This is a genomic window from Kineococcus glutinatus, from assembly GCF_039542765.1.
GTDB lineage: Bacteria > Actinomycetota > Actinomycetes > Actinomycetales > Kineococcaceae > Kineococcus_A > Kineococcus_A glutinatus.
The window spans coordinates 1-2,500 of sequence record NZ_BAABIL010000808.1 but is presented as its reverse complement, the minus strand read 5'-3'; the positions used below and the strand labels follow the sequence as shown (position 1 = coordinate 2,500).

Genomic DNA, 2,500 nt, shown 5'->3' with positions numbered 1-2,500 from the left:
GGTCGGCGCGCTCGTCGGCGCACTGGTCGGCGCACTGGTCGGCGCGCTCGTCGGCGTCGCGGTCGGCGTCGCGGTCGCGGTCGGCGTCGCGGTCGGCGTCGCGGTCGGCGTCGCGGTCGGCGTCGGGGTCGGCGTCGGCGTCGGCGTCACGCCGGCGCCGTCCCCGAGGAAGAAGCTGGGGTGCGGGGGCTGGTTGTAGCCGGAGTTCTGCCACGCGAGGGCCGTGCGGTACTGCGCGTCGTGCACGAGGGTCGTCAGGCGCAGCTCGGTGGGGTGGGGCGTGGTGTAGATGCGCAGGGCGGAGCTGTCGGACGTGCGCCAGACGACCTCCTCCCGCCAGTCGCCGAGGACGTCACCGGACAGCGCCGCGTTGGCCTTGGTGCTGTTGTTGGCCGAGACACCCGTGCCGGTGAGCAGCCGGGTCTCGCCCTGCGGGCCGTACTTGTCGATGCGGGTGCGGTCGAGCAGTTCGCGCACCGGGTCGCCGTCCCACCAGACGAGGGAGTTCATCGACGACGGCCGGCGCCCGACGACCTGGCCGGTGGTGTCCTGGATGCCGTCGGCGCCGTAGGACCACGACTCCGCACCGGGGCTGCCGGCCCAGATGTCGGCGGACACCCCGCGCCCGTTGTCGAACCCGCCGGGGGTGGACCACAGGACCTGCCCGGTGCGGGCGTCGGCCATCCAGGACGACGGCCTGCTCGTCCTCTCGTCGACCTTGAACACCTCCAGGCCGGGGCGGGCGGGGTCCAGGTCACCGACGTGCATGGCGTCGCCGTGGCCGTTGTCGGTGTTCCACAGGCCCAGGCCGGTGTCGTCCACGGCCATCGACCCGTAGACGACCTCGTCCCTGCCGTCGGCGTCCACGTCGGCGACGGAGAGGCTGTGGTTGCCCTGGGCGGCGTAGCCCCCGTTGCCCGGCGTGTCGGTGTCGAAGCGCCAGCGCTGGGTGAACCTGCCGTCGCGGAAGTCCCAGGCGGTGAGGACGGTGCGGCTGTAGTAGCCGCGCGCCTCGACGAGGCTGGGGCGCTGGCCGTCCAGGTAGGCGGTGGCGGCGAGGAACCGGTCGACGCGGTTGCCGTAGCTGTCGCCCCACGCGGACACGGTGCCCCGCGCGGCGACGTAGGCCACGGTGTCCAGCGCCGCGCCGGTGAGCCCGTCGAACATGGTGAGGAACTCCGGTCCCGACAGGACGTAGCCCTTGGCGGTGCGGTGGTCGGCCTGCGCGTCGCCGATCACCGCACCGGCGCCGTCCACTGTGCCGTCGGCGGTCTTCACCGCGACCTCGGCGCGCCCGTCGCCGTCGTAGTCGTAGACCTGGAACTGGGTGTAGTGCGCGCCGGCGCGGATGTTCCGGCCGAGGTCGATGCGCCACAGCCGGGTGCCGTCGAGCCGGTAGGCGTCGAGCAGCACGTTGCCGGTGTAGCCGCCCTGGGAGTTGTCCTTGGCGTTGCTCGGGTCCCACTTGACGATGAACTCGTACTGCCCGTCGCCGTCCACGTCACCGACGCTGGTGTCGTTGGCCGAGTACGTGTAGGCCACCCCGTCGGGCGTGGTGCCGCCCGCGGGGACCTGCAGCGGCACGTCGAGGTAGCCCTCGGCGAAGCGCAGGGCCGGGGCCGAGGCCGCCTGCGCCACGCCGTCGACGACGGCGCGCACGGTGTACGTGGCGTCGGCGGCGGCACCGCCGTCCCAGTAGTTCGTCGCCCCGGTCAGCGGTTCGGCGTTGAGGCGCGTCGTACCGCGGTAGACGTCGAAGGCGACGTCGGAGGGGTCGGTGGCCAGCAGGCGCCAGGTCACCAGGTTGCCGGCGCCGGAGCGGACGCTGACGGCCCCGCGGTCGAGGCGCTCCAGCTGCCGGCCCGCCACGGTGGCGGTCGGCGTGACGGCCGTCGTCGAGGCTGCGACCTGCGAGGACGCGGCCGGGTCGGCGCTCGCGCTCACGGCCGGCGCCGCCAGGACCGCGCCGGTCACCAGGCAGGCGAGGGCGGCGCGGGACCGGCGACCGGTGGCGGTGGCCGGGGCGGGGGTCGCCGCGGCGGCCGGGCTGGTGAGCTCGAGGTGGGATTTCACGGTGACGAGACAATCACCCAGCGCTACACAGCGCCGGGCACCGTGCTCGCCCACCACCCGCCCGGCGCACGCCGCGTCACCCTGACGGCCCCGTCCGCGTCACGCACCGGGGCACGGCGCGGGGCCGCACGCACGGTGGACCCCGAGCTTCCGACCAGCGGAAGTCGCTGCTGCCACCGGCGCGCCGGGGTGTTCTCATGCCGTTGCCCGCCGCACGCGCGAGGGGCGCACCCACCACCGTCGAGGGAGACACCGTGGCCCAGGACACCGCCGTCGAGGCGACCACCGCCGCCCCCACCGGTCCCCTGCTGGGCCCGGGTTCCTGGCAGGAGCGGATCAAGAGCGACGGCTGGCGGGCCGGGGGCGGCGGGACGATCGAGGTGGTCGAGCCGGCCACCGGGGGCGTCCTGGCCCGCGCCGGCCGGGC

1 protein-coding gene is annotated in these 2,500 nt (G+C 75.0%); it reads right to left on the bottom strand.

Going from position 1 to position 2,500, the window contains the following annotated elements; translation table 11 throughout:
* A partial coding sequence (locus tag ABEB16_RS21630; RefSeq protein ID WP_425560291.1) for a rhamnogalacturonan lyase occupies nt 1–2,073 on the bottom strand: 2,073 nt, incomplete at its 3' end.
* Nucleotides 2,074–2,500: the final 427 nt, after the last annotated feature.